General features: G+C 71.2%; 18 protein-coding genes and 1 tRNA gene. 17 read left to right on the top strand and 2 right to left on the bottom strand.

Annotation, left to right across the window (positions count from 1 at the left end; genetic code table 11):
* Positions 1 to 84: 84 nt before the first annotated feature.
* Both IOD14_RS39225 and IOD14_RS39220 read left to right on the top strand, forming a co-directional pair.
* Positions 85 to 1,500 carry an NAD-dependent malic enzyme gene (locus IOD14_RS39225; RefSeq protein ID WP_123989641.1) on the top strand — a complete coding sequence of 472 codons (1,416 nt, stop codon included), beginning with the start codon at positions 85 to 87 and terminating at the stop codon, positions 1,498 to 1,500.
* A 328-nt stretch (positions 1,501 to 1,828) separates the two neighbouring features.
* Entirely contained in the window at positions 1,829 to 2,110 is a 282-nt protein-coding gene (locus IOD14_RS39220) for an HU family DNA-binding protein (protein ID WP_007382399.1), read from the top strand.
* Positions 2,111 to 2,279: 169 nt separating this feature from the next.
* Here the strand turns inward: IOD14_RS39220 and murA are convergent, their stop codons facing one another.
* Positions 2,280 to 3,626 carry a UDP-N-acetylglucosamine 1-carboxyvinyltransferase gene (murA, locus tag IOD14_RS39215; protein ID WP_123989640.1) on the bottom strand — a complete coding sequence of 449 codons (1,347 nt, stop codon included), beginning with the start codon at positions 3,624 to 3,626 and terminating at the stop codon, positions 2,280 to 2,282.
* Between the two features lie 254 nt (positions 3,627 to 3,880).
* On the opposite strand from murA, the gene IOD14_RS39210 reads away from it, so the two are divergent.
* The 13 genes from IOD14_RS39210 (at position 3,881) to IOD14_RS39155 (ending at position 17,525) form a co-directional block, all read left to right on the top strand.
* Positions 3,881 to 4,453, top strand: a complete 573-nt coding sequence (locus tag IOD14_RS39210; RefSeq protein WP_123989639.1) for a YqgE/AlgH family protein — start codon at positions 3,881 to 3,883, stop codon at positions 4,451 to 4,453.
* Between the two features lie 29 nt (positions 4,454 to 4,482).
* Positions 4,483 to 4,761 carry a DUF3039 domain-containing protein gene (locus IOD14_RS39205; protein ID WP_123761082.1) on the top strand — a complete coding sequence of 93 codons (279 nt, stop codon included), beginning with the start codon at positions 4,483 to 4,485 and terminating at the stop codon, positions 4,759 to 4,761.
* A 184-nt stretch (positions 4,762 to 4,945) separates the two neighbouring features.
* Positions 4,946 to 6,241 carry an extracellular solute-binding protein gene (locus IOD14_RS39200; RefSeq protein WP_123989638.1) on the top strand — a complete coding sequence of 432 codons (1,296 nt, stop codon included), beginning with the start codon at positions 4,946 to 4,948 and terminating at the stop codon, positions 6,239 to 6,241.
* Positions 6,238 to 7,128, top strand: coding sequence for a sugar ABC transporter permease (locus IOD14_RS39195; protein WP_212672789.1), 891 nt, complete (start codon positions 6,238 to 6,240; stop codon positions 7,126 to 7,128). Before IOD14_RS39200 ends, IOD14_RS39195 begins: the two co-directional genes overlap by 4 nt.
* Entirely contained in the window at positions 7,125 to 7,958 is an 834-nt protein-coding gene (locus IOD14_RS39190; RefSeq protein ID WP_123989636.1) for a carbohydrate ABC transporter permease, read from the top strand. The genes IOD14_RS39195 and IOD14_RS39190 overlap by 4 nt, the downstream gene beginning before the upstream one ends.
* Before the next feature lies 1 nt (position 7,959).
* Positions 7,960 to 9,591: a beta-N-acetylhexosaminidase gene (locus IOD14_RS39185; protein ID WP_212672788.1), complete on the top strand. Its 1,632-nt coding sequence runs from the start codon at positions 7,960 to 7,962 to the stop codon at positions 9,589 to 9,591.
* A gap of 236 nt (positions 9,592 to 9,827) precedes the next feature.
* Entirely contained in the window at positions 9,828 to 10,721 is an 894-nt protein-coding gene (locus tag IOD14_RS39180) for an FAD binding domain-containing protein (protein ID WP_123989634.1), read from the top strand.
* Entirely contained in the window at positions 10,718 to 12,553 is a 1,836-nt protein-coding gene (locus IOD14_RS39175; RefSeq protein WP_212672787.1) for a 2Fe-2S iron-sulfur cluster-binding protein, read from the top strand. Before IOD14_RS39180 ends, IOD14_RS39175 begins: the two co-directional genes overlap by 4 nt.
* Positions 12,550 to 14,859 (top strand): molybdopterin cofactor-binding domain-containing protein, encoded by a 2,310-nt coding sequence (locus IOD14_RS39170; protein ID WP_123989632.1) that lies wholly within the window; start codon positions 12,550 to 12,552, stop codon positions 14,857 to 14,859. The genes IOD14_RS39175 and IOD14_RS39170 overlap by 4 nt, the downstream gene beginning before the upstream one ends.
* Complete coding sequence (locus IOD14_RS44830) at positions 14,856 to 14,987, top strand: hypothetical protein (RefSeq protein WP_280844216.1); 132 nt, start codon at positions 14,856 to 14,858, stop codon at positions 14,985 to 14,987. Before IOD14_RS39170 ends, IOD14_RS44830 begins: the two co-directional genes overlap by 4 nt.
* A complete protein-coding gene (locus tag IOD14_RS39165; RefSeq protein ID WP_212672786.1) occupies positions 14,987 to 15,520 on the top strand; it encodes an AAA family ATPase in 534 nt (177 codons plus the stop codon). Before IOD14_RS44830 ends, IOD14_RS39165 begins: the two co-directional genes overlap by 1 nt.
* 132 nt (positions 15,521 to 15,652) lie before the next feature.
* Complete coding sequence (locus IOD14_RS39160) at positions 15,653 to 16,810, top strand: SUKH-4 family immunity protein (protein ID WP_123989630.1); 1,158 nt, start codon at positions 15,653 to 15,655, stop codon at positions 16,808 to 16,810.
* A 181-nt stretch (positions 16,811 to 16,991) separates the two neighbouring features.
* Entirely contained in the window at positions 16,992 to 17,525 is a 534-nt protein-coding gene (locus IOD14_RS39155) for a GNAT family N-acetyltransferase (RefSeq protein ID WP_212672785.1), read from the top strand.
* Positions 17,526 to 17,581: 56 nt separating this feature from the next.
* Here IOD14_RS39155 and IOD14_RS39150 read toward each other — a convergent pair.
* Positions 17,582 to 17,653, bottom strand: a tRNA-Cys gene (locus IOD14_RS39150).
* Positions 17,654 to 17,868: 215 nt separating this feature from the next.
* Between IOD14_RS39150 and IOD14_RS39145 the strand changes: the two genes are divergently transcribed.
* Both IOD14_RS39145 and IOD14_RS39140 read left to right on the top strand, forming a co-directional pair.
* A complete protein-coding gene (locus tag IOD14_RS39145; RefSeq protein WP_123989625.1) occupies positions 17,869 to 19,344 on the top strand; it encodes an MFS transporter in 1,476 nt (491 codons plus the stop codon).
* Positions 19,345 to 19,652: 308 nt separating this feature from the next.
* Positions 19,653 to 21,446: a DEAD/DEAH box helicase gene (locus IOD14_RS39140; RefSeq protein WP_212672784.1), complete on the top strand. Its 1,794-nt coding sequence runs from the start codon at positions 19,653 to 19,655 to the stop codon at positions 21,444 to 21,446.
* The last annotated feature ends 258 nt before the right edge of the window (positions 21,447 to 21,704 follow it).

Genomic DNA, 21,704 nt, shown 5'->3' with positions numbered 1-21,704 from the left:
CCAGGGCGGCTAACGCCTACCCGGCAGTAGGTGCGACCATCGGACGGCATACAGCTCCGCAGGTGAAAGCAGAGGAAGTCGGCCATGGCAACGGCGCCCAGCGTCTCCTACTCGATGACGGTCCGGTTGGAGGTGCCCGCGAGCGGAACCGCTGTCTCGCAGCTCACCACCGCCGTGGAGTCCTCCGGAGGCTCGGTGACCGGCCTCGACGTCACCGCGTCCGGTCACGAGAAGCTCCGGATCGACGTCACGATCGCGGCCAGCTCGACCACGCACGCCGACGAGATCGTCGAGGAGCTGCGCGGCATCGAGGGCGTCACGCTCGGCAAGGTCTCCGACCGTACGTTCCTCATGCACCTCGGCGGCAAGATCGAGATGCAGTCCAAGCACCCCATCCGCAACCGTGACGACCTCTCCATGATCTACACCCCGGGCGTGGCCCGCGTGTGCATGGCGATCGCCGAGAACCCCGAGGACGCGCGCCGCCTCACCATCAAGCGCAACTCCGTTGCGGTCGTGACGGACGGCTCGGCCGTGCTGGGCCTGGGCAACATCGGCCCCAAGGCCGCCCTGCCGGTCATGGAGGGCAAGGCGGCCCTCTTCAAGCGGTTCGCCGGCATCGACGCCTGGCCGCTGTGCCTGGACACCCAGGACACCGACGCGATCGTCGAGATCGTCAAGGCGATCGCCCCCGGGTTCGCCGGCATCAACCTCGAGGACATCTCCGCGCCCCGCTGCTTCGAGATCGAGGCCCGGCTGCGCGAGGCCCTCGACATCCCCGTCTTCCACGACGACCAGCACGGCACCGCGATCGTCGTCCTCGCCGCCCTGACGAACGCACTTCGCGTCACCGGCAAGGCAATTGAGAACATCCGGGTCGTCATGTCCGGTGCCGGCGCGGCCGGTACGGCCATCCTCAAGCTGCTGATCGCCGCGGGCGTCAAGAACGCCGTCGTCGCCGACATCCACGGTGTCGTGCACGCCGGCCGCGAGGACCTCGTCGACGCCGCTCCCGGCTCGGCGCTGCGGTGGATCGCGGACAACACCAACCTCGAGAACCTGACGGGGACGTTGAAGGAGGCCGTGCGCGGCGCCGACGTCTTCATCGGTGTCTCGGCCCCGAACGTCCTGGACGGCGACGACGTGGCCGCCATGGCCGAGGGTGCGATCGTGTTCGCGCTCGCGAATCCCGACCCCGAGGTCGACCCGGCGGTCGCCCGTCAGACGGCGGCCGTCGTGGCCACCGGCCGCTCCGACTTCCCGAACCAGATCAACAACGTGCTGGTCTTCCCGGGTGTTTTCCGCGGTCTGCTGGACGCCCAGTCCCGCACGGTCAACACCGAGATGATGCTCGCGGCCGCGAAGGCCCTCGCGGACGTCGTCACCGAGGACGAGCTGAACCCGAACTACATCATCCCGAGCGTCTTCAACGACAAGGTCGCGGGCGCGGTGGCCGGGGCGGTGCGGGACGCGGCGAAGGCCGCGGGGGCGACGGCGTAGGGCCAGCGGGCGGGGGCCCCGGCCCCGCGTCTACAGTGGGCGTCGTATGTTTGTTCGGCTGTGAGGATCGCCACGGCGGTCCTTCGGCCCGGCGCGTCGCGGAACCGGGCGCTTCGCGGCACCCTCTAGGGTGGCGCCACGCCCAGGCCTCTGTTCGTGTGACCCCCTAGGGTGTTCATGCGAGTCCTACGGGTGCCGGATTGGCTTTCCCGCAGCAGGTAGGGGCAGGATGCGTCCCTGGGCGCGAGCGCATCGGCTTCGCTGTGCCTCGTGTGCGGCACCGCCGCGAGGCACACCCCAACGGCAAGAAGAACACGGGAGTAACAACATGAACCGCAGTGAGCTGGTGGCCGCGCTGGCCGACCGCGCCGAGGTGACCCGCAAGGACGCCGACGCCGTTCTGGCCGCGTTCGCCGAGACCGTCGGCGAGATTGTCGCCAAGGGTGACGAGAAGGTCACCATCCCCGGCTTCCTGACCTTCGAGCGCACCCACCGTGCCGCTCGCACCGCGCGCAACCCGCAGACCGGCGACCCGATCCAGATCCCGGCCGGCTACAGCGTCAAGGTTTCGGCGGGCAGCAAGCTCAAGGAAGCCGCCAAGGGCAAGTAAGCGCTCCGCTTCGAGCGCCGGGTGACTGCGGGCCGTCCTTCGGCTGACGGGATCGCCGTGGCTGGTCGCGCAGTTCCCCGCGCCCTTTCGGGGCGCTCAGCACAACGCCGATGGGGCGGTCACCCGGACTCGGGTGACCGCCCCATCGGCGTTCGTATGACTGCTGCGGCTAGCCGAGTGCCTTGCCCGGCAGTTCGACCTTCGCGCCCAGCTCGACGAGCTTCTCCATGAAGTTCTCGTAGCCGCGGTTGATGAGGTCGATGCCGTGGACGCGGGACGTGCCCTGGGCCGCGAGGGCGGCGATGAGGTACGAGAAGCCGCCTCGGAGGTCCGGGATGACCAGGTCGGCGCCCTGGAGCTTGGTGGGGCCCGAGACGACCGCCGAATGGAGGAAGTTGCGCTGGCCGAAGCGGCAGTTCGAGCCACCCAGGCACTCGCGGTACAGCTGGATGTGAGCACCCATCTGGTTGAGCGCGGAGGTGAAGCCGAGGCGGGACTCGTACACCGTCTCGTGGATGATCGACAGTCCCGTGGCCTGCGTGAGGGCGACCACCAGCGGCTGCTGCCAGTCCGTCTGGAAGCCCGGGTGCACGTCCGTTTCGAGCGCGATGGACTTCAACTGGCCACCGGGGTGCCAGAACCGGATGCCCTCGTCGTCGATCTCGAAGGCACCGCCCACCTTCCGGTAGGTGTTCAGGAACGTCATCATCGAGCGCTGCTGGGCGCCGCGGACGTAGATGTTGCCTTCGGTCGCCAGCGCCGCGGACGCCCAGGAGGCGGCCTCCAGACGGTCCGGCAGGGCGCGGTGGTTGTAGCCGCCGAGCCGGTCCACGCCCGTGACGCGGATGGTTCGGTCGGTGTCCATCGCGATGATGGCGCCCATCTTCTGCAGCACGCAGATGAGGTCCTCGATCTCCGGCTCCACCGCCGCGTTCGAGAGCTCGGTGACACCCTCGGCGAGGACCGCGGTGAGCAGCACCTGCTCGGTCGCGCCCACCGACGGGTACGGCAGCGTGATCTTCGTACCCCGAAGCCGCCGCGGCGCCTCCAGGAACTGCCCGTCCGCGCGCTTCTCGATCGTCGCGCCGAACTGCCGCAGCACCTCGAAGTGGAAGTCGATGGGCCGGCCGCCGATGTCGCAGCCGCCGAGGCCGGGGATGAAGGCGTGGCCCAGGCGGTGCAGCAGCGGGCCGCACAGGAGGATCGGGATCCGCGAGGAACCCGCGTGGGCATCGATGTCAGCGACGTTGGCGCTCTCGACATGCGTCGGGTCCATCACCAGCTCGCCCGGTTCCTCACCCGGACGGACCGTCACCCCGTGCAGTTGCAGCAGACCGCGTACGACACGCACGTCACGGATGTCCGGAACGTTGCGCAGTCGACTCGGCTCGCTGCCCAGCAGGGCGGCGACCATGGCCTTGGGTACGAGGTTCTTCGCACCGCGGACACGGATCTCGCCCTCCAGCGGGGTTCCGCCGTGGACAAGCAGTACGTCGTCAGAGCCGTTGACGGTCATGTATCTCGCGTTCCGATGAGTCGGGCAGGGGCCAGAAGGGACAAGGGTAATCGCCGCCCACCCCCCTTCCGTAAGCCCAAGTGCCGCCCAGCCACGTCATAGCTCTGTCACAACACGGCCTGCTAGCCGACGGGCACATGGGGTCACCGGCGCCCGGCGTGCGCTCACGGCGCATCGGTGCGCTCTGAGCTGCATCCACCGCCGAACAGGCATTGCCTCCCCACGCGGAGGGAAGATGCGGGATCATGTCTGGCATGACCGAGGTGTCCTCGCTCACAGGGCGGTTGCTCGTGGCAACGCCCGCCCTGGCGGACCCGAACTTCGACCGTGCGGTGGTGCTCCTTCTCGACCACGACGAGGAGGGCTCCCTCGGTGTCGTCCTCAACCGGCCCACCCCGGTGGACGTCGGCGACATCCTGGAGGGCTGGGCCGAGCTCGCGGGCGAACCGGGTGTCGTCTTCCAGGGCGGCCCGGTCTCCCTGGACTCCGCCCTCGGGGTCGCCGTCATCCCCGGCGGCGGGGCCGTCGACGGAGCCCCGCTGGGCTGGCGCAGAGTGCACGGCGCGATCGGCCTGGTCGACCTGGAGGCCCCGCCCGAGCTGCTCGCCTCGGCCCTCGGCAGCCTGCGCATCTTCGCCGGGTACGCCGGCTGGGGCCCCGGTCAGCTGGAGGACGAGCTGGTGGAGGGTGCCTGGTACGTCGTCGAGTCGGAACCCGGCGACGTCTCCTCCCCGTCCCCCGAGAGACTCTGGCGCGAGGTCCTGCGCCGCCAGCGCAACGAACTGGCGATGGTGGCCACGTACCCGGACGACCCTTCGCTGAACTGATCCATGTGACCTTCAGTACTCTTGGCGATATGAGCACTCTCGAGCCCGAGCGCGGGACTGGTACGGGGACCCTCGTCGAGCCCACGCCGCAGACTTCCCACGGCGACGGCGACCACGAGCGCTTCGCCCACTACGTCCAGAAGGACAAGATCATGGCGAGCGCCCTCGACGGGACTCCCGTCGTGGCGCTGTGCGGCAAGGTCTGGGTACCGGGCCGCGATCCCAAGAAGTACCCCGTGTGCCCCATGTGCAAGGAGATCTACGAGTCCATGGGTTCCGGGGACGACGACAAGGGCGGCGACAAGTAGGACTGCCGTCCGGCTGAGCTTCGCGAGGCCCCCGAGGCGCGTTTCGTGCGCCCCGGGGGCCTCTCGCGTGTCACGAAGTGGTTGAGACCTCTTGTGGGCGTGTTCATGCAAGCCATAACCTCCGTTGCGTTGAGCGAAATCGTCATTGCGTATGTTGCAACGCATGCTCCGGAGGAATCACTCCATGAAGCTCTCCCCCCGCATCCCCGCCCTGCTCCTGACCGCCCTGGTGGTCACGGCCTGCGCACCCCAGACCTCCTCCAACTCCTCCTCCGACAAGGACGAGAAGGACGGCACCCTGCGCGTCTGGCTCTTCCAGGAGGTCGGCAACAAGCCGAAGGAGAAGGTCGTCGACTCCGTCGTCGCCGCCTTCGAGAAGGCCCACGACAACACCAAGGTCGACGTCGAGTACATCCCCGTGGAGACCCGCGCCCAGCGCGTCAAGGCCGCCTTCAACGACCCCTCCTCCGCGCCCGACGTGATGGAGTTCGGCAACACCGACACCGCCGGCTATGTGAAGGACGGCGGACTTCTCGACGTCACCGAGGAGTTCGGCGACTGGAGCGAGGCCAAGGACACCGACCCCACGGCGAGGACGTCGGTCACCGTGGACGGCAAGGTGTACGGCTCGCCGTTCTACGTCGGCGTCCGCGCCCTGTACTACCGGACCGACGTCTTTCACGCCCTCGGTCTCCAGGTCCCGAGGACGATGGCCGAGCTGGCGGTGACCGCCCGCAAGATCCGCGCCGCGAAGCCCGAGTTGTACGGCCTGGTCGTCGGCGGCGCCTACACCTACGGCGCGATGCCCTTCATCTGGGCCAACGGCGGCGAACTCGCCACCGGCAAGGGCGGCTCCTACGCCTCCGCGATCTCCACCGCGGCCGCGCAGAAGGGCATCAAGGAGTACACCTCGCTCTTCACCGACGACAACTGCCCCGCCGCCAAGTGCGCCGGCATGGGCGGCAACGACACGATCACCGCGTTCGCGGCCGGCAAGGCCGGCATGGCGATCGGGGGCGACTTCAGCCATACGGCGGTGGAGGCCGGGAAGGTCAAGGGCAAATACGCGGTGGTGCCGCTGCCGGGGGTCTCCGCGGGCTCGATCGCACCCGCGTTCGCCGGCGGCAACAACATCGGAGTGCTCAAGAGCACCTCGCACCGGACGCTGGCGGTTCAGCTGATGGAGCAGCTCACCTCGAAGAAGACGCAGGCGGCGATGTTCGACGCGATGGGGTTCCTGCCGACCTTCGCTGACGTCCGGCAGCAGGCCGCGGCCGACCAGCCGTACGTGAAGCCGTTCGCACAGACCCTCGCGGCCGGGACGAAGTTCGTGCCCGCGTCGCCCGCCTGGTCGCAGATCGACTCCTCGCTGGTGCTGCCGACGATGTTCCAGGAGGTCATCAGCGGCAAGAAGGGGGTGGCGGCGGCCTCCGGGGAAGCCGCGAAGAAGATGAACGCCGCGTTCGGATCCGCCGGGTGACCTCTGTGAACCACCGCACCACCTGGACACCCTGGCTCTATCTCGCCCCCGCTCTCGTCGTCCTCGGCGGACTCCTCGTCTACCCCGTCTGGCAACTCGGCCTGATCTCCTTCTTCCAGTACACCCAGGCCCAGGTCAGCGGCGGTGAACCGACCACCTTCCAGGGGTTCGGGAACTACTCCGCGCTGTTCTCCGACCCGGAGTTCTGGCGGGTGCTGCTGGCCACCGTGCTCTTCGCGGCGGGCTGTGTCGGCTCGACGCTCGCCGTCGGGTGCGCGCTGGCCGTGCTGCTCACACGTGTGCGCGCCGTGCCGCGGCTGGCGCTGATGCTGGCCGCGCTCGGGGCCTGGGCCACCCCGGCGGTGACCGGCTCGACGGTCTGGCTCTTCCTCTTCGACCCCGACTTCGGCCCGGTGAACCGGCTGCTGGGGCTCGGCGAGCACTCCTGGACGTACGGCAGGCTCAGCGCGTTCTTCCTCGTCCTGCTCGAAGTCGTCTGGTGCTCCTTCCCGTTCGTCATGGTCACGGTCTACGCCGGGATCCGCGCCGTACCGGCCGAGGTGCTGGAGGCCGCTGCGCTGGACGGGGCCTCGCAGTGGCGCGTCTGGCGGTCGGTCCTCGCGCCGATGCTGCGGCCGATCCTGACCGTCGTGACCATCCAGTCGGTCATCTGGGACTTCAAGGTCTTCACCCAGATCTACGTCATGACGAACGGCGGCGGCATCGCGGGCCAGAACCTCGTCCTGAACGTCTACGCCTACCAGCAGGCCTTCGCCTCCTCGCAGTACAGCCTCGGCTCGGCGATCGGAGTGGTGATGCTGCTCATCCTGCTCGCGGTCACGCTGGTGTACCTGCGACTGCTGCACCGCCAGGGGGAGGAGCTGTGAATCCTCTACGGCGTCCCTGGCGGCTGGCCGCGGAGGCATCTGCGTTGCTCATCGCGGTCGTCGTCGCCTTCCCCCTCTACTGGATGGTGCTCGGCGCCTTCAAACCGGCCGGAGAAATCGAGTCGACCGCGCCCCGGCCCTGGACGCTCGCGCCCTCGCTGGATTCCTTCCGGCGCGTGTTCGAGCAGCAGGATTTCGGTCGGTATTTCGTCAACAGCCTTGTCGTCGCGTGCAGTGTCGTGATCGTCTCTGCGTTGATCGCGTTTCTCGCGGCGACCGCTGTCACACGATTCCGCTTCCGCTTCCGGAGCACCTTGTTGATCATGTTTCTGGTGGCCCAGATGGTGCCCGTGGAGGCCCTCACCATCCCCTTGTTCTTCCAGATGCGGGACTTCGGTCTGCTGAACACGCTGGGCTCGCTGGTCCTGCCCCACATCGCGTTCTCGCTGCCCTTCGCGATCTGGATGCTGAGGGGGTTCGTGAAGGCCGTTCCGGAAGCCCTGGAAGAGGCCGCGTACATCGACGGGGCGAGCCGTGCGCGATTCCTGTGGCAGATTCTGTTCCCGCTCGTCCTCCCCGGCCTGGTGGCCACGAGCGTCTTCTCCTTCATCTCGGCCTGGAACGATTTCCTCTTCGCCAAGTCGTTCATCATCAGCGACACTTCGCAGTCGACGCTGCCGATGGCCCTGCTGGTCTTCTACAAGCCGGACGAGCCCGACTGGGGCGGGGTCATGGCCGCGTCCACGGTGATGACGATTCCGGTGCTGGTGTTCTTCGTACTCGTACAGCGACGCCTGGTCTCGGGACTGGGCGGAGCGGTTAAGGACTGACGTGACGTCACTGATTCCGGCGCCGTCGAGCGTCGACACCTCGGACGGGCAGGTGTTCGTCCTCGACGAGGCCACCGAGATCGAGGCCGGCCCCGGCGCCGGAGGCGTGGCCCGCTGGCTGCGCACGACGGTCGGCGCGGCCACGGGCCTGCCCCTGGAGCCCTACGCCTCGGGCGAAAGCCGCATCCAGCTGCGGATCTCGCCGCCCCTCGCCGAGGAACTCGGCAGCCCCGAGGCGTACCGCCTCACCGTGGACGAGCACCAGGTCGTCGTCGAAGGGGCGAGCCCGCAGGGCTTGTTCCACGGCGCCCAGACCTTCCGTCAGCTGCTCGGCCCCGCCGCTTTCCGGCGCGCCCCCGTCACCTCCTCGCGCGCCTGGGAAGTGCCCCCGGTCACCGTCCGCGACGCCCCGCGATTCCGCTGGCGCGGTCTCATGCTCGACGTGTCCCGGCACTTCATGCCCAAGGACGGCGTGCTGCGCTACCTCGATCTGATGGCCGCGCACAAACTCAACGTCTTCCACTTCCACCTGACGGACGACCAGGGCTGGCGCATCGAGATCAAGAGGTACCCCCGGCTCACCGAGGTGGGCTCATGGCGGGCGCGCACCAAATTCGGCCACCGGGCCTCGCCGTTGTGGGAGGAGAAGCCGCACGGCGGCTTCTACACGCAGGACGACATCCGCGAGATCGTCGCCTACGCCGCCGAGCGGCATATCACCGTCGTCCCCGAAATCGACGTACCGGGGCACTCGCAGGCGGCCATCGCCGCGTACCCGGAACTCGGCAACACCGATGTCATCGACACGACCTCCCTCACGGTCTGGGACAGCTGGGGCATCTCTCTGAACGTACTCGCCCCCACTGACAACACCCTTCGCTTCTACGAGGGCGTGTTCGAGGAACTGCTGGAGCTGTTCCCTTCCGAGTTCATTCACATCGGCGGCGACGAATGCGCCAAGGAGCAGTGGCGGGAGTCACCTCTCGTCCAGGCCCGGATCGAGGAACTCGGCCTCGCGGACGAGGACGAGTTGCAGTCCTGGTTCATCGGGCACTTCGACAAGTGGCTCTCCGCGCGCGGGCGCAGGCTCATCGGCTGGGACGAGATCCTGGAGGGCGGGCTGGCCGACGGCGCCGCGGTCTCCTCCTGGCGCGGCTACGAGGGCGGGATCGCCGCCGCCCGCTCCGGCCACGACGTCGTGATGTGCCCCGAGCAGCACGTGTACCTGGACTACCGGCAGGACGCGGGCACGGACGAGCCGGTCCCCATCGCCTACGTCCGCACCCTGGAGGACGTCTACCGGTTCGAGCCCGTTCCACCGGAGTTGACGCCCGAGGAGGCCGTGCACGTCCTGGGCGCGCAGGCCAACGTGTGGACCGAGGTGATGGAGGACCAGGGGCGCGTCGACTACCAGACCTTCCCCCGGCTGGCGGCCTTCGCCGAAGTGGCCTGGAGCCCTCTGCCCGCCCCCGCGGAACGGGACTTCGCCGACTTCGAGCGGCGGATGGCCGCCCACTACGAGCTGCTCGACGCCCTGGGCGTCGGCTACCGGCCGCCCACGGGTCCGCACCCGTGGCAGAAGCGGCCCGGGGTGCTCGGCCGGCCCATCGAGGGGGCGCCCCCGAACAGGTAGGGGAAAAAGACCTCAAGAGTCACCGAAGAGTGTCAATCGGTGCGTGCCGGTGATGCCGTGCGAAAACGGAACATCTCCCTGATGGGGCGGGCGAAAGCCGCCGAACGCCTCCTAGCGGACCCCTGTCTTCGGGTGTTGCGAAGATGTGCCAGAGTTGCCACGTCCGCCCTGTCAGCACGTACCGTACGGCAGCAACAGGGCAGGACCAGGTGGGGCAGCGGGAAGGGGCAGCCGGTTTGACCACGCACGCACCGCAGGCGGCGCAGGCCGTCACGCTGCCCACGACGCTGGACGAGGCCGTGGCGGCGCTGACCGCCATGCCCGCCGCCGTGCCCGTCGCCGGCGGCACCGACCTGATGTCCGCCGTCAACTCCGGACAGCTCAGGCCCGCCGCTCTCGTCGGCCTCGGCCGGATCAGCGAGATCCGCGGCTGGCAGTACCAGGACGGGCACGCCCTGCTCGGCGCGGGACTCACGCACGCGCGCATGGGCCGCCCCGACTTCGCCGCGCTCATCCCCGCGCTGGCCGCAGCCGCCCGCGCCGCGGGCCCGCCGCAGATCCGCAACGCGGGCACCCTGGGCGGCAACATCGCCTCGGCGGCCCCCACGGGCGACGCGCTGCCCGTCCTCGCCGCCCTCGAAGCCACCCTGATCATCGCGGGCCCCGACGGAGCCCGCCGCGAGATGCCGGTCTCGCACCTGCTGGCCGGCATGGAGATGCTGCGCGCCGGCGAACTCATCGGCTACGTGCGCGTGCCGCTGCTGCACGCCCCGCAGGTCTTCCTCAAGGTCACAGGGCGCACCGGACCGGGCCGCGCGATGGCCTCCGTCGCGCTGGTCCTGGACCCGGCCCGGCGCGGGGTCAGGTGCGCCGTCGGTGCCATAGCGCCGATGCCGCTGCGGCCCCTGGACGCCGAGCAGTGGGTCGCCCGGCTCATCGACTGGGACAACAACCGCGCGATCGTCCCGGAGGCCCTGGAGGCCTTCGGCGAGTACGTCGCCGCGGCCTGCATCCCCGACCCGGCACCGGGCCCGGACGGCTCCGTGTCGCAGCATCCGCCCGCAGTACTGCACCTGCGGCGCACCGTCGCCGCGCTGGCCCGACGAGCACTGGGGAGGGCACTTTCGTGACCGACGACCAGCACGGAGAGGGCACGCCCCGGGCTGCGGGCCGCTGGGACCCGCTCCCTCAGGGCGACTACGACGACGGCGCGACCGCCTTCGTGAAGCTCCCCGAAGGGGGCATCGACGCCCTCCTGGCCTCCGCCGACAGTCCGCTCGCCGCGCCCGGTCACGGCTATGTGCCGCCGCAGATAACGGCCGCGCCGGGCGACGGGACCGACCCGGCGGGCAACGGCGGCTGGGCCGTACCGGCCGAGGGCGCGCAGTGGCCGGACCCGAGCACCCTTCCGCAGGGCCACACCGGGCAGTTCACGTACAACCCCGCGACCACCCAGCAGTGGAACGTCGAGGAGACCGCGGCCGCGCCCGCGCCGGGCCACGACGTCACGGGCCAGTGGTCGATCCCCGTCGCCGGCGGCGACCTCCCGGACGAATCGGGCGAGTTCACCACGTCGTCCCTGGTCGAGCAGTGGGGCGGCACCCCGCCGGCGACCCTGCCGGGCGGGGCTGCCGCACCCTGGGCGACCCCCCAGGTCCAGCCGTGGGGGGACCAGCCCCAGGGCGGCCCGGGAGCCGGACCCGAGCACGGTGGACCCGCCGGGGAAGGGCACCCGCACCTGCCCCACGGTGACGGGCACACGGGCGGCTTCGACAACGGTCAGGGCGGTCCGGCCGTCGACGGTCCCACCGGTCAGGGCGGCGACGGCCACCCGCGCGTGCCCGCCGACGGACCGGACGGCGAGGCGGACGAACGGCACGGAGACCCGGCCGCGGCCGCGCACGCCGTGACGGACGACACGCACCCGCCGTCCGCCGCGCACCCGGACGCCCCGCGGCCCCCCGAGGCGGGCGAGGCCTCCCACGGCCCCGCGCACCCGCACGGCGACGGCCACGGCGCCACGCTCGCCGACCCGCACGACACCGCCCAGCCCCACGACTCCGCCGAGTCCTACCCGGACAGCGCCTCCGCAGCCGCCTCACAGCCCTCACCCGGCCCTGGCGGGGCCTCGGTGGTCCAAGAGGCCGCCGAGGGCGCCGAAGAGGCCGTGGAAGCCGCTGAGAGCCCCGCCGAGCCCGGCGCGGAGCACGCCCCGGCCGACGGCGTCGACGCAGCGGCGCCGGAGGGCACGGAGGAACACGCGGGCGACTCCGACGAGGACCCCGACGACCCGGCTCCCGCGCACCCCGGCGAGGAACACCCCCTCGCCTCCTACGTCCTGCGCGTCAACGGCGTCGACCGCCCCGTCACCGACGCCTGGATCGGCGAGTCGCTGCTCTACGTGCTGCGCGAGCGCCTCGGACTCGCGGGCGCCAAGGACGGCTGCTCGCAGGGCGAGTGCGGGGCGTGCAACGTCCAGGTCGACGGACGGCTCGTCGCCTCCTGCCTGGTGCCCGCCGTGACCGCCGCAGGCAGCGAGGTCCGCACCGTCGAGGGACTCGCCGAGGACGGCCGCCCCTCCGACGTGCAGCGGGCGCTCGCCCGGTGCGGCGCCGTGCAGTGCGGCTTCTGCGTGCCCGGCATGGCGATGACCGTGCACGACCTGCTGGAGGGCAACCCCGCGCCCACCGAGCTGGAGACCCGCCAGGCGCTGTGCGGCAACCTCTGCCGCTGCTCCGGCTACCGGGGCGTGGTCGACGCCGTCAAGGAGGTCGTCGCCGAGCGCGAGGCCCACGCGACGGGCGACGCTGAGTCGGACGGCGACGAGGCACGTATTCCGCACCAGGCGGGTCCCGGCGCCGGAGGCGTCAACCCGTCGGCGTTCGACTCCCCGGGGTTCCCGGGCACCGCCGGACCGCATGAGCAGGCGTACGGACAGGGACAGGACGGAGGCCAGGCGTGAGCAACGAAGCCGCCACCGCGACCACCGCCGCGGAGGCAGCACCCGCCCCCGAGCCGATTCCGCACGGCATCGGCGTCTCCCTGCCGGCCGCCGACGCGCGCGCGAAGACCGAGGGCACCTTCCCGTACGCGGCCGACCTGTGGGCCGAGGGCCTGCTGTGGGCGGCCGTCCTGCGCTCCCCGCACGCGCACGCGCGCATCGTGTCCATCGACACCTCCCACGCGCGCGAGATGCCCGGAGTCCGCGCGGTCGTCACCCACGAGGACGTGCCCGGCAGTCCGGTGCACGGCCGCGGCCGTGCCGACCGCCCGGTGTTCGCCTCCGAGGTCGTGCGCCACCACGGCGAGCCCATCGCGGCCGTCGCCGCCGACCACCCCGACACCGCGCGCATGGCCGCGGCCGCCGTCATCGTCGAGTACGAGGTGCTCGACCCGGTCACCGACCCCGAGCAGGCCTTCGAGGCCGAGCCGCTGCACCCCGACGGCAACCTGGTCCGGCACATCCCGCTCCAGCACGGCGACCCCTCCGTGACCGGCGAGATCGTCGTGGAGGGCCAGTACCGCATCGGCCGCCAGGACCCCGCCCCCATCGGCGCCGAGGCCGGCCTCGCCGTGCCCCGCCCGGACGGCGGCGTCGAGCTCTACCTCGCCTCCACCGACCCGCACACCGACCGCGACACGGCAGCCGCCTGCTACGGCCTCGAACCCGAGCGCGTCAAGATCGTCGTCACCGGTGTGCCCGGCGCCACCGCCGACCGCGAGGACCAGGGCTTCCAGCTCCCGCTCGGCCTGCTCGCGCTCAAGACCGGCTGCCCGGTCAAGCTGACGGCCACGCGCGAGGAGTCCTTCCTCGGGCACGTCCACCGCCACCCCACGCTGCTGAGATACCGCCACCACGCCGACGCCGAGGGCAAGCTGGTCAAGGTCGAGGCGCAGATCCTGCTCGACGCGGGCGCCTACGCCGACACCTCCTCGGAGGCCCTGGCCGCCGCCGTGGGCTTCGCCTGCGGGCCGTACGTCGTCCCGAACGCCTTCATCGAGGGCTGGGCCGTCCGCACCAACAACCCGCCCTCCGGCCATGTGCGCGGCGAGGGCGCGATGCAGGTGTGCGCCGCCTACGAGGCGCAGATGGACAAGCTGGCCAAGAAGCTGGGCGTCGACCCGGCGGAACTGCGCCTGCGCAACGCCCTCGCCACCGGGGACGTCCTGCCGACCGGCCAGACGGTCACCTGCCCGGCCCCCGTCGCCGAACTCCTCCAGGCCGTACGGGACTTCCCACTGCCCGCGCTGCCCAAGGACACCCCCGAGGACGAGTGGCTGCTGCCCGGCGGCCCCGAGGGCGCCGGCGAACCGGGCGCCATCCGCAGGGGCGTCGGCTACGGCCTCGGCATGGTGCACATGCTCGGCGCGGAGGGCGCCGACGAGGTCTCCACAGCCACCGTGAGGGTCCAGGACGGCGTCGCCACCGTCCTGTGCGCCGCCGTCGAGACCGGCCAGGGCTTCACCACCCTGGCCCGTCAGATCGTCCAGGAGACGCTCGGCATCGACGAGGTCCACGTGGCCCCCGTCGACACCGACCAGCCCCCGGCGGGCCCGGGCTGCCGCGGCCGCCACACCTGGGTCTCGGGCGGCGCGGTGGAGCGCGCGGCCAAGATGGTCCGCACCCAGCTCCTCCAGCCCCTGGCGCACAAGTTCGGCATGTCCACCGAGCTGCTCCAGATCACCGACGGCAAGATCACCTCGTACGACGGCGTCCTGTCGACGACCGTCACCGAGGCCATGGACGGCAAGGAACTGTGGGCCACCGCCCAGTGCCGCCCGCACCCGACCGAGCCCCTCGACGAGGCCGGCCAGGGCGACGCCTTCGTCGGCATGGCGTTCTGCGCGATCCGCGCGGTGGTCGACGTCGACATCGAACTCGGCTCCGTCCGCGTGGTCGAGCTGGCGCTCGCCCAGGACGTCGGCCGGATCCTCAACCCCGCCCAGCTGGAGGCCCGTATCGAAGCGGGCGTCACCCAGGGCGTCGGGATAGCGCTCACGGAGAACCTGCGCACCGCGCGCGGGCTGATCCGCCACCCGGACCTCACGGGGTACGCGCTGCCGACGGCCCTGGACGCGCCGGAGATCCGGATCGTCAAGCTCGTCGAGGAGCGGGACGTGGTCGCCCCGTTCGGCGCGAAGGCGGCCAGCGCGGTGCCGGTGGTCACCTCACCGGCGGCCGTCGCCTCCGCCGTACGCGCGGCCACGGGCCGTCCGGTCAACCGGCTCCCGATCCGACCGCAGGCCGCGGTGGTGACGGACCGATGAGCTCTCCCGGCGGCCAGGAGCCCCGCGAGTACGAACCGCCGCCCGGTCTGGGCAAGCTGGCGCTGTGGATCCTGCTGTTCGTGGTCGCGGCGATCGTGGTCGTGCTGGGCGGCGTGTACTTCGCGTGATGCGCGGGGTCGTGGTGGTCACGGGCGTGATGGCGGCCGGGAAGTCGACGGTGGCGCAGGCGCTGGCCGAGCGGTTGCCGAGGGCGGCGCATGTCCGGGGGGACGTGTTCCGGCGGATGATCGTGTCCGGGCGCGCGGAGTACCTGCCCGGGGCCACCGACGAGGCTGCGGCCCAACTCCGGCTGCGGTACCGGTTGTCGGCCGCGACGGCGGACGCGTACGCCGAGGCCGGGTTCACGGCCGTCGTGCAGGACGTGGTGCTGGGCGAGGACCTGACGACGTACACCGGGCTGGTCAGGACCCGGCCGCTGTACGTCGTCGTCCTGGCACCGGACCCCGGGACGGTGGCCGCCCGGGAGGCGGGCCGGCCGAAGACGGGCTACGACGGCGAGGCCTGGACGGTCCCCGCGCTGGACGAGGCGCTGCGGACGTCGACTCCGCGGATCGGCCTGTGGCTGGACACCTCCGCGCAGACCCCCGACCAGACGGTGGAGGCGATCCTCGCGGGGCGGGAACGCGCGCAGGTGCTCTGACGTCTCCTTGGTACGGGGGCGTTGTCAGTGGCGGCGCGTAGTGTTTCGAGCAGTGGGGGACGAGCGCAGGCCCGACGGGTTCGCCGTGCCGTGCCCGGCCAGGGGACTGCGTACGAAGCACACGGGGGAGCCATGAGCACGACCGAAGCCGCCGTAGCGGCGATCACACTGACCGAGGACGAACTGCAGCCGTACATCTCACATGTGTCCACCCGCCGCTGGCTCAGCGGCCCCGGACTGCCCGGCGACAGCGACCTGTTCACCTTCGAGGAGCTGCGCCGCGAGGGCCTGCGGACGGTGGCGGACGCGACGGACGACCCGGGCGGACGGCTCAGCGAGGAACTGCGCCGCCAGCTGGTGATCGGCGGACTCACGGACCTGCGGGGCCGGGAGACGGAGTCGGTCCTGCTGGACGGGGTGACGGGCGAGGTCTCGACGACGGCGTTCTTCCCCGCCCGCCCCGACCTGATGGGCCGCACCCCACTGGCCCCGTCGCTCCCCACCCTGGTCCGCTTCGTGACGGCGACGGACGAACTGACGGAGGTCCGCGGCCAGTTCGCCGCCTACGCCGGCCGCTTCGGCCCCACCGCCGTGGAGGACGCCACGCGTCAGCTGATGACGGTGTTCGAGGAGGGCACGGGCGGCGAGGTGCCGACGTTCTGGAGGATCGCGGCGCTGATCCGCCCCCTGGCCCTGGTGGCGGGCCCGGGCACCGACTCCGGCCTGGCCCTGGACCTCCCGCCGCGCCTGCTGGACCACGAGTTCGGCCGCAACCGGGTCGCCCGCTTCGAGGACATCGACTTCCCCTCCACGCTCACCCACGCCCCGACCCGCCGCTTCCTGGCGGAGACGGGCCTGCCCGAGGACGGCGTCCTCTTCCACACCGACCCGGACGCCCCGCTGCCGACCCTCGCGGAGCACCAGGCCGACCGGCTGGTCGCCCTGCCGGCCGGCGCCGAACACCTGATCGTCCTCGGCCATCTGATCGAGGACAACACCCTGGTCGTCGACGGCGCGACGGGCGCGGTCCTGAACTGGAGCGAGCGCGAGGGGACCCTCCACCCCCTGAACACCGACATCTCCACCCTGGCGTTCACCCTCTGGCTCCTGCACCGGGAACGCCAGATGGACGAGTCGCTCGCCCACGAACTCACGAACACGCTGTACGCCCAGGTCGCCAAGACGATGATCCGGGCCCTGTCGACCATCGACCCCACGGGCACGACGACGGACGCGGACTGGCACTACTGGACGGAGCTGTTCCAGGACGAGGTGGGCGGGGTGCTGTGAGGCACCGGACCCACGCCATCACCCTCGGCCGGCTCGACATGCGACGCACCCCCCTCGCCTACGACATGCCCGACCTGGAACTGCCGCAGCCGTGAGCCGGCCCAGCCGTCCTTACGCGCCGTACGGATCCACGCGCGAAAACTCAGGTGGCCACGGCGCGCTATCCGGATAGGGTCGCCCGATGCCCGAGCTGAAGCGGCTCCACCCCGGTCACGCCCCGGCGGTCCTGGCCTTCGAGGTGGCGAACCGCGCCTACTTCGCCGCCTCGATCTCCGACCGCGGGGACACCTTCTTCGCGGAGTTCACCGCCCGGTTCGAGGCCTTGCTGGCCGAGCAGGAGGCCGGCATCTGCGCGTTCCATGTGCTCGTGGCCGAGGACGGATCGGTTCTCGGCAGGTTCAACCTCGTCGACATCGAGGACCACACCGCGGAACTCGGCTACCGGGTCGCCCAGCGTGCCGCCGGCCGCGGCGTGGCGACCGCGACCGTCCGGGAACTGTGCCGACGGGCGGCGACCGAGTACGGGCTGCACACACTCCGGGCGGCGACCTCCCACCAGAACACCGCGTCCCGCAAGGTACTGACCAAGGCCGGTTTCACCCCGATCGGCCCGGCCGACCCGTCCCACCTGGGCGGCAAACCCGGCATCTGGTACCAGCGCGCCCTGACACCGACCGAGCCGGAAACCGAGACAGAAACTGAGACGGACGACTGAAAGGGCGGCACCCGTCACGGGTGCCGCCCTTTCAGTCCTGGCTGGTCAAACACTTGAGGCCGTGGCGGGAATCGAACCCGCGTAACTCGCTTTGCAGGCGAGTCCCTGAACCACTCGGGCACACGGCCGGGTCGGTGGGAGTGGGTGCTCCTGCCGAGCTCGGTGGAATGACCGTACGGCCGGGGTGAGGAGGGGCTCAAGGGGAGCCCGGGGGCTGCAACGGGACTGCCACACGCCGTTCATGAACGGACGCGGGGCGGCAGTGGTCGTACGACCAAGGTCTCAGGCCGGAGCGGGCTTTCGACAGGGGTCAAAGGGGGCTGTGGACCTTACGCTGGCGGGCATGGCTGTCCTGGAACCGCGTGACGCCGGTGTCACCGATGACCCTGAGGTCCCGTCCGTCGACGAGCGGGAGGAGGGGGTGCTGGGGCGCTCGTACCGGGCGTTGAGCATCGGCATCGTCTCCGTCGTGCTGCTGATCGCGTTCGAGGCGACCGCCGTGGGGACCGCCATGCCGGTCGCCGCGCGGGAGTTGGACGGGGTGGCGCTCTACGCGTTCGCGTTCTCCGGGTACTTCACGACCAGCCTGTTCGGGATGGTGCTGGCCGGGCAGTGGGCCGACCGGAAGGGGCCGCTCGGGGCGTTGACCGCCGGGATCGCCGGATTCGGTGCCGGGCTGCTGCTGTCCGGGACGGCCGGCGCGATGTGGCTGTTCATTCTCGGGCGGGCCGTGCAGGGGTTCGGGGGCGGGCTCGTCATCGTCGCGTTGTACGTGGTCGTGGGGCGGGCCTACCCGGAGCGGCTGCGGCCCGCGATCATGGCCGCGTTCGCGGCGGGCTGGGTGGTGCCCTCGATCGTGGGGCCGCTCGCGGCCGGGGCGGTGACCGAGCACCTCGGGTGGCGGTGGGTGTTCCTCGGGATCCCGGTGCTCGTGGTGTTTCCGCTGGTGCTCGCCCTCCCGCAGATACGGCGGCTGGCGGGCGGCCCGGTCGACGCCGACACCGGGCGGGCCTCCTTCGACCTGCGGCGCATCCGGCTCGCCCTCGGGATCTCCCTCGGCGCCGGGCTCCTCCAGTACGCCGCCCAGGATCTGCGTCCCCTCGCCGTGCTCCCCGGTCTCGCGGGCGTCGCACTGCTCGTGCCCGCCGTGCTCGGGCTGCTCCCGCGCGGCACGTACCGGGCGGCGCGCGGGCTGCCCTCCGTCGTGCTGTTGCGCGGGGTCGCGGCGGGGTCCTTCGTGGCCGCCGAGTCCTTCGTGCCGTTGATGCTGGTCACCCAGCGGGGGCTGTCGCCGACCCTGGCCGGGTTCTCGCTCGCGGCGGGCGGGGGTACGTGGGCGCTGGGGTCGTGGGTGCAGTCGCGGGCGCGGGTGGAGCCGTACCGGGAGCGTCTGATGACCGTGGGGATGGTGCTGGTCGCGGCCGCGATCGCCGGTGCGCCGAGTGTGCTGATCGACGCCGTGCCGGTCTGGATCGTCGCCGTGGCCTGGGGGTTCGGCTGTTTCGGGATGGGGCTGGTGATCTCCTCCACCAGTGTGCTGCTGCTGCAGCTGTCTGCCCCGGAGGAGGCCGGCACCAACTCCGCCGCCCTCCAGATCTCCGACGGTCTCTCGAACTCCGTGCTGCTGGCGGCGGGCGGGGCGGCCTTCGCTGCGCTGGGCGGCGGCACGGTGAGCCACACGGCGACGGAGGCGTCCGGCTCGCACCCGGCCGCGTTCGCCGTGGTGTTCCTGCCGATGGCGGGCGTCGCGCTGGTGGGGGCGTGGGTGACGACGCGGCTGCACGCCAGGACGGCGCCGACGCCGAGCGGTACGACCTAGTGCCGGGGCCGAGCAGTTCGCGCCGGACGTCTGCCAGGGCCGCTTCCGGCGTACCCGGACTCACGGCGCGTCCGACGTCCGACGCGCTCCGCGCGATGACTGTGACCTCGGTCCCACCCAACGCCGACCCGGCCCCGTCCGCGCGTTGACGCGGCCGGGCCGCCGGTAAGGTGACCCGGTCGTCATACACAGGCGAAGAAGAAGCCGCAGAAGAAGAAGCCGCAGAAGAAGAAGCCGCAGAAGAAGAAGCAGCCGACCAGACGCCGCAGAACAAGACACCGCTGAGCCGCTCGACCCCGACGGAGACCGTGACTACCACCGCCGCCTCCTCCAGCCACCACCTTTCCCCCGCCTTCCCCGGCCGTGCCCCCTGGGGCACCGCCAGCAAGCTGCGTGCGTGGCAGCAAGGGGCGATGGAGAAGTACGTCCAGGAGCAGCCGCGTGACTTCCTGGCCGTCGCGACGCCCGGCGCGGGCAAGACGACCTTCGCCCTCACCCTCGCCTCCTGGCTGCTGCACCACCACGTCGTGCAGCAGGTGACCGTCGTCGCGCCGACCGAGCACCTGAAGAAGCAGTGGGCCGAGGCGGCCGCGCGGATAGGGATCAAGCTGGATCCCGAGTACAGCGCCGGGCCCCTCGGCAAGGACTACCACGGCGTCGCCGTCACCTACGCGGGCGTCGGCGTCCGGCCCATGCTGCACCGCAACCGCGTCGAGCAGCGCAAGACCCTCGTCATCCTCGACGAGATCCACCACGCCGGTGACTCCAAGTCCTGGGGCGAGGCCTGTCTGGAGGCCTTCGAGCCCGCCACGCGCCGGCTCGCGCTCACCGGTACGCCCTTCCGGTCCGACACCAACCCGATCCCCTTCGTGACGTACGAGGAGGGCAACGACGGGATCCGGAGGTCGGCCGCCGACTACACCTACGGCTACGGCAACGCGCTCGCCGACCACGTCGTCCGGCCCGTCATCTTCCTGTCCTACAGCGGGCAGATGCGCTGGCGGACCAAGGCCGGTGACGAGATCGCCGCCCGGCTCGGCGAACCCATGACCAAGGACGCGATCAGCCAGGCCTGGCGTACGGCGCTGGACCCGCGCGGTGAGTGGATGCCGAGCGTGCTGCGCGCCGCCGACCAGCGGCTCACCGAGGTCAGGAAGGCCATCCCGGACGCCGGTGCCCTCGTCATCGCCTCCGACCAGGACTCCGCGCGCGCGTACGCCAAGCTGATCCGCGAGATCACGGGCAACAAGGCCACCCTGGTCCTGTCCGACGACGCGGGCGCGTCCAAGCGGATCGACGACTTCAGCGAGAGCAACGACCGCTGGATGGTCGCCGTGCGGATGGTGTCCGAGGGCGTCGACGTGCCCCGGCTGGCCGTCGGGGTGTACGCCACCACCATTTCCACGCCCCTCTTCTTCGCCCAGGCCGTCGGGCGTTTCGTACGGTCCCGGCGGCGCGGCGAGACCGCCTCCGTGTTCCTCCCGACCGTCCCGGACCTCCTCACCTTCGCCAACGAGATGGAGGTCGAGCGCGACCACGCCCTCGACAAGCCGAAGAAGGAGGGCGAGGAGGACCCCTACGCCGAGTCCGAGAAGGAGATGGAGGAGGCGAACAAGGAGGAGGACGAGGACACCGGCGAGCAGGAGCAGTTCGCCTTCGAGGCGCTGGAGTCCGATGCCGTCTTCGACCGCGTCCTCTACGACGGTGCCGAGTTCGGTATGCAGGCGCACCCGGGGAGCGAGGAGGAGCAGGACTACCTCGGCATCCCGGGCCTGCTCGAACCCGACCAGGTGCAGTTGCTCCTCCAGAAGCGGCAGGCCCGGCAGATCGCGCACAGCCGCAAGAAGCCGGACACCGAGGCGGACCTCCTCGAGCTGCCCGCCGAGCGACGCCCCGTCGTCTCGCACAAGGAGATGATGGAGCTGCGCAAGCAGCTCAACACCATGGTCAGCGCGTACGTCCACCAGAGCGGCAAGCCCCACGGCGTGATCCACACCGAGCTGCGCCGGGTGTGCGGCGGGCCGCCGAGCGCCGAGGCCACGGCCGGGCAGCTGCGGCAGCGGATCGCCAAGGTGCAGGAGTGGGCCACCCGGATGCGGTGACGCGGACCGCCGGCCGGGGCGCGGCAGCGGACCGTACGTATCAGGACAAACGGAGTGGTCCGTACCGGCAGATGCCCGGATTCTGGACGGAGGCTTCCGCTGAGCGAACCCGCTTCGCTACTGTCCCGCTACGCACACGCCCCGTGGCAGCGCCGCCGCGGAGCGCAGCCGTGAAGCGACGCGGCCCGGAAAGAGACCGGGTCGCCGGCCGATCGGCGGCCTCTGAAGCGCGTGACCGACGGGACTCGGTGACGCACT

The sequence above is a fragment of the Streptomyces sp. A2-16 genome, assembly GCF_018128905.1.
Lineage (GTDB): Bacteria > Actinomycetota > Actinomycetes > Streptomycetales > Streptomycetaceae > Streptomyces.
This window is presented reverse-complemented; position numbering and strand designations above follow the sequence as displayed.

Excerpts from the sequence above, each read along its gene's own strand:
- IOD14_RS39225 (WP_123989641.1), top strand. The coding sequence starts at position 85 with ATGGCAACGGCGCCCAGCGTCTCCTACTCGATGACGGTCCGGTTGGAG.
- IOD14_RS39220 (WP_007382399.1), top strand. The coding sequence starts at position 1,829 with ATGAACCGCAGTGAGCTGGTGGCCGCGCTGGCCGACCGCGCCGAGGTG.
- murA (WP_123989640.1), bottom strand. The coding sequence starts at position 3,626 with ATGACCGTCAACGGCTCTGACGACGTACTGCTTGTCCACGGCGGAACC.
- IOD14_RS39210 (WP_123989639.1), top strand. The coding sequence starts at position 3,881 with ATGACCGAGGTGTCCTCGCTCACAGGGCGGTTGCTCGTGGCAACGCCC.
- IOD14_RS39205 (WP_123761082.1), top strand. The coding sequence starts at position 4,483 with ATGAGCACTCTCGAGCCCGAGCGCGGGACTGGTACGGGGACCCTCGTC.
- IOD14_RS39200 (WP_123989638.1), top strand. The coding sequence starts at position 4,946 with ATGAAGCTCTCCCCCCGCATCCCCGCCCTGCTCCTGACCGCCCTGGTG.
- IOD14_RS44830 (WP_280844216.1), top strand. The coding sequence starts at position 14,856 with ATGAGCTCTCCCGGCGGCCAGGAGCCCCGCGAGTACGAACCGCCGCCC.
- IOD14_RS39165 (WP_212672786.1), top strand. The coding sequence starts at position 14,987 with ATGCGCGGGGTCGTGGTGGTCACGGGCGTGATGGCGGCCGGGAAGTCG.
- IOD14_RS39160 (WP_123989630.1), top strand. The coding sequence starts at position 15,653 with ATGAGCACGACCGAAGCCGCCGTAGCGGCGATCACACTGACCGAGGAC.
- IOD14_RS39155 (WP_212672785.1), top strand. The coding sequence starts at position 16,992 with ATGCCCGAGCTGAAGCGGCTCCACCCCGGTCACGCCCCGGCGGTCCTG.
- IOD14_RS39145 (WP_123989625.1), top strand. The coding sequence starts at position 17,869 with ATGGCTGTCCTGGAACCGCGTGACGCCGGTGTCACCGATGACCCTGAG.